The sequence below is a fragment of the Bacteroidota bacterium genome (assembly GCA_034723125.1).
Taxonomy (GTDB): domain Bacteria; phylum Bacteroidota; class Bacteroidia; order CAILMK01; family JAAYUY01; genus JAYEOP01.
Map to the genome: position 1 here is coordinate 1 of JAYEOP010000152.1, position 3,946 is coordinate 3,946.

Sequence of the window (3,946 nt, forward strand, 5' to 3'; positions counted from 1 at the left end):
AGTTGAATAACGTTTTTTATTTCCTTTGCGTTCTTTGCGTCTTTGCGTGAAAATATAAACAGATAAACAAAAAGAAGTGCCTAGAGTGCCTAAAGTACTTAAAGTTATGTGTTACGAATAAACAAATCACCAAATAAACAGATAAACAATTCTTTCATCAGATTGCTTCAGTCATACTTCCTTCGCAATGACGGTATGTTGGAGCTTTCAAATCAAGAAGTCGGCAGTCAAAGACAGTCCTCAGTCCTCAGTCGGCAGTAAGCAGTCGGCAGTAAGCAGTCGGCAGTCAAAGACAGTTCTCAGTCAGCAGTCTGTTTTTGTTTTTTAACTTTCGAAGCGAAGCGAGTCCGTAGGATTAGCTTTTAACTTTTAGTTTTTAGTTTGCAGTTGTCTAACTGCCGAATTCTTCCTAAAACCTACAGTTTAAGGATTTCTACTTCTACTCTTCTATTTTCACGTTTTTCTTCTTCGTTTTTTGGATTAGGATAAATCATTTTTGTACATCCAAAACCCTTTGAAGTCAATCTTGCTTTTTCAATACCTCTTTTTACTAAAAAAGTATGAACAGTCTGAGCACGTGCTTCCGACAATAATTGTCTTCCTTCCGGACTTCCCGTACAGCCGTTAATATGTCCGCTTATCGCAATTTCAAGATTTTCATTTTCTTTCATCAACTTTAAAAGTCGCTCAAGTGTTGGTTTCGATTGAGGTAAATATTGAGGTGAATTACCATAAAAAATAATATTGGAAACACTGAAAATTTTTCCTTTTTTTAATTCTGATAATTTCACATTTTTTAATCCACCTGTTTTTTTAGCATTTGCAGGTACTATTCTCATATCCTTAAAAAAATGACCTTTTGAATAAACTGAAATATTGTATTCTCTATTTAAGTCAAATTCTTCAGGCATTGTAAATGTAAATTTTCCTGTCTTTTTATCAGTTTGTACTGTTGCTAACACAATTCCCGAATTTGCATCTTCTATTACAACCTCTGATTCAATAGCTTCATTTGTTTTTTCATCAATAATATTTCCTGTTATTTCATGAACTACAGCCGAAGAGCCATCTTCCTTTTTGTACTTAAATTTAATTGTGTGTCCTGCACCATTTTCATAAACATTGTCAAGAACCAAATAATAAATTGTTCCTTTAGTTACTTTCAAAGCTTTTGAATACGAAACTCCTTTACCTGCATCCTTAAAATTTACTTTGGCACTAAAACTAAGGCCTGTTTTACTATTAATACTTTTACTATTTCTTGATATATTTGTTCTTATAGGCATTACTTCTTTATCAATTATTTCTTTACAAAAGTTACCTCTTTTATATTTATAAATAGAAAAATCGTAATCATCATTTACATTAGTAGGAATAATATCAAAAACCAAAAAGCCATCATAAAGTATTATGAATTTGTACCAAACAGTATTATGTTCTTTTTCAAAAAAGTATTTATTTCCTATTTTATTCCCTGAAAACTCTAATTTTTTTCCATAACCTTCAGGAGCATTTGTAGGTCCGAAAGTATTTTCTGTAGAAATTTTCATTGCTCCCATGCAATCCGCATGACCTTTAATATTTACAAGTTTTTCCTCATTTTGTTGTGATAATGCAGGAAAAACAATTATTATTAAAAGAAATATAGTTAAAGAAATTTTGTACATAAAATCAATTTAAAATATTTTAGTAATAAAATAATAAGCAAGGTATCCTGAGACACCTAACTTCATAATAACACCGGCAACAAAACCAAGGAAAGCACCAAATCCTGATTTTAAAGCAGGTTTAAATTCTTTACCGTCAATCATTTCACCAATTACAGCACCAACAAAAGGTCCGAGAATAATTCCTATTGGTCCAAAAAATAATCCGATAATCAAACCTATGGTACTTCCCCAAACACCTTTTTTGGAACCTCCGAACTTTTTAGTTCCCCAAATTGGTACAACATAATCCAAAACAGTTACAGCTATTGTAAGCAATGCTGCAATAATCAAAAATTTATCTGTAAACTGATGAGCTTCTGTAAAATGAAGCAATAAGATAGAAATATAACTAATAGGAGGTCCTGGAATTACGGGAACAAAACAGCCTGCTATTCCAACAATTAATAAAACTGCTCCTATTACAATTAATACTATATCCATTATGAAATAATTTTAAAAATCTGCACTCATTACTGAACCTGAGCCACTAATCTTACTTCTAACTTTTGGATCTCCATTGTATTCAACATCACCACTACCACTAACTTTTGCGTCCAATTTTTGTACAACATCAATAAAAGCCTCTCCCGAGCCACTTAGATCTATATCCGTTTCAACGGTTTTAAGTTTAAAAGCATTCAAATCACCGGATCCGCTAATACTTATGTTATGTTTATTGGCATTTCCTTCAAGTGTTATTTCTCCTGAACCGGAGATTTTTGTTTTTAAATCATTTGTCTGCAACGAAAGAAATATTTTACCTGATCCACTAACATCCAATGACATCTCATTTGAATGAAATTGATTTTCCCCATGTATTTCTCCAGAACCGGAAATATCAATATCTTTTAAACTTTTCATGGTAACAAAAACTTTCAATTTAGAAGAAGTGATTATACAACCCTTAGTGTAAATTTCCAATTCATTACCTTTTACTTCTGTTTTTACAAATTCAAGAACATTGTCATCAATTTCAATATATACACTTTGTTCGTCTCCCTGAGTAATATAAACGTCTGCACTACTACTAAGTTCAATGCTTGTAAATTCATCTAATTCTCGCACTTCTTTTACAACTACACCCGAACCTTTTTCGCATTTAACTGAGCATGAGGATAGAAATAGAGAGAGAATAAAAAAAGTAGCAATAAATTTTACATTTTTAGAAATCATAATATTATATTTTAAAATTGTTATACAAAATAATAAACAAAAAAATTTAACCTACAAAAATACTTAAAATATATTGACTTTTTCACAAAAATAATTATTTAAATCAAAAATAAGTTAAACAAGAAAAATATGGTTCTATGTCAAATACTGTAGGTAATCAAATTTGCCACAGACTTCATCTGTCAAAGACAGATTCACAGATTACTAACTCAAATTTCGTATAATAATTCTGTGTGGTTACATATACTTCGACTGGTCATAATGAGCTTTGGCACCATGTTTAACGTATTGAATATTATTTCGTTTCCACGGTATAGCGAAACGATGTTTATGACCGCTCAGCATATATTTATTATCTAACTGTTATATTTATGTTTTTTCTTAGTGCAAATTGTGCCTTGGTGTCTTTGTGGCAAGATATTGATAATTAGCCACTAAGGCTCAAAGACACTAAGAATCACAAAGGATGAAGCAATTCATTATGGAATTATTATACTATTTATTTTCTTTATGTTATCACAACTGGACATTTAATAAGTTTCCGAATGTCAATTCTTTATATTCAAATGCAAAACTTGAGGTACTAAATTACTCTTTTTGTAATTAGTGCCTCTAAGAAAACTATCAAATTTTATGATTTCTAAGATTTTTGATGAGATTTTTATTTTTTGAGACGAGGCGATGCCTTAGCATCAGTGAGTTGAGAAAGATAAAAATATCGCAAAAAGATAGGAATCTAATTTTGCAGAGTTTTCTTAGAGACACTAATTAATGAATTTTCGCTAAATTTTGATATATCAGGACTAAAGGACATGTCTTATTAGAATATTGCATATAATACTAAACCGTCATCAAATTAATTAAGAAGAAACTAGTATTATGCCGATGGATTAGCATGTTAAGAAAATTTATTTTCTTTTACATGATAACCTTTCGGTATAAAATAATTTTTAAAAAATATTTGGAAATAGTGTTTTTAGAGACGTACTTTTATAATCTGAAAAAAATAAAATGTACTTTTAAACAATTAAAACTATAAAATCATGAAAATACTAAAATTAAGC

3 protein-coding genes are annotated in these 3,946 nt (G+C 30.1%); all 3 read right to left on the reverse strand.

Annotation, left to right across the window (positions count from 1 at the left end):
* Nucleotides 1-416: 416 nt before the first annotated feature.
* Genes U9R42_04445 through U9R42_04455 form a run of 3 tightly spaced genes read right to left on the reverse strand, consistent with a single transcriptional unit; the run spans nt 417 to nt 2,882 of the window.
* Nucleotides 417-1,667: an OmpA family protein gene (locus U9R42_04445; GenBank protein MEA3495265.1), complete on the reverse strand. Its 1,251-nt coding sequence runs from the start codon at nt 1,665-1,667 to the stop codon at nt 417-419.
* 9 nt (nt 1,668-1,676) lie between these two features.
* Nucleotides 1,677-2,150, reverse strand: coding sequence for a DUF456 domain-containing protein (locus tag U9R42_04450; protein ID MEA3495266.1), 474 nt, complete (start codon nt 2,148-2,150; stop codon nt 1,677-1,679).
* 12 nt (nt 2,151-2,162) lie between these two features.
* Nucleotides 2,163-2,882, reverse strand: a complete 720-nt coding sequence (locus U9R42_04455; protein MEA3495267.1) for a head GIN domain-containing protein — start codon at nt 2,880-2,882, stop codon at nt 2,163-2,165.
* Nucleotides 2,883-3,946 lie beyond the last annotated feature (1,064 nt).

Excerpts from the sequence above, each read along its gene's own strand:
- U9R42_04455 (MEA3495267.1), bottom strand. The coding sequence starts at position 2,882 with ATGATTTCTAAAAATGTAAAATTTATTGCTACTTTTTTTATTCTCTCT.
- U9R42_04445 (MEA3495265.1), bottom strand. The coding sequence starts at position 1,667 with ATGTACAAAATTTCTTTAACTATATTTCTTTTAATAATAATTGTTTTT.
- U9R42_04450 (MEA3495266.1), bottom strand. The coding sequence starts at position 2,150 with ATGGATATAGTATTAATTGTAATAGGAGCAGTTTTATTAATTGTTGGA.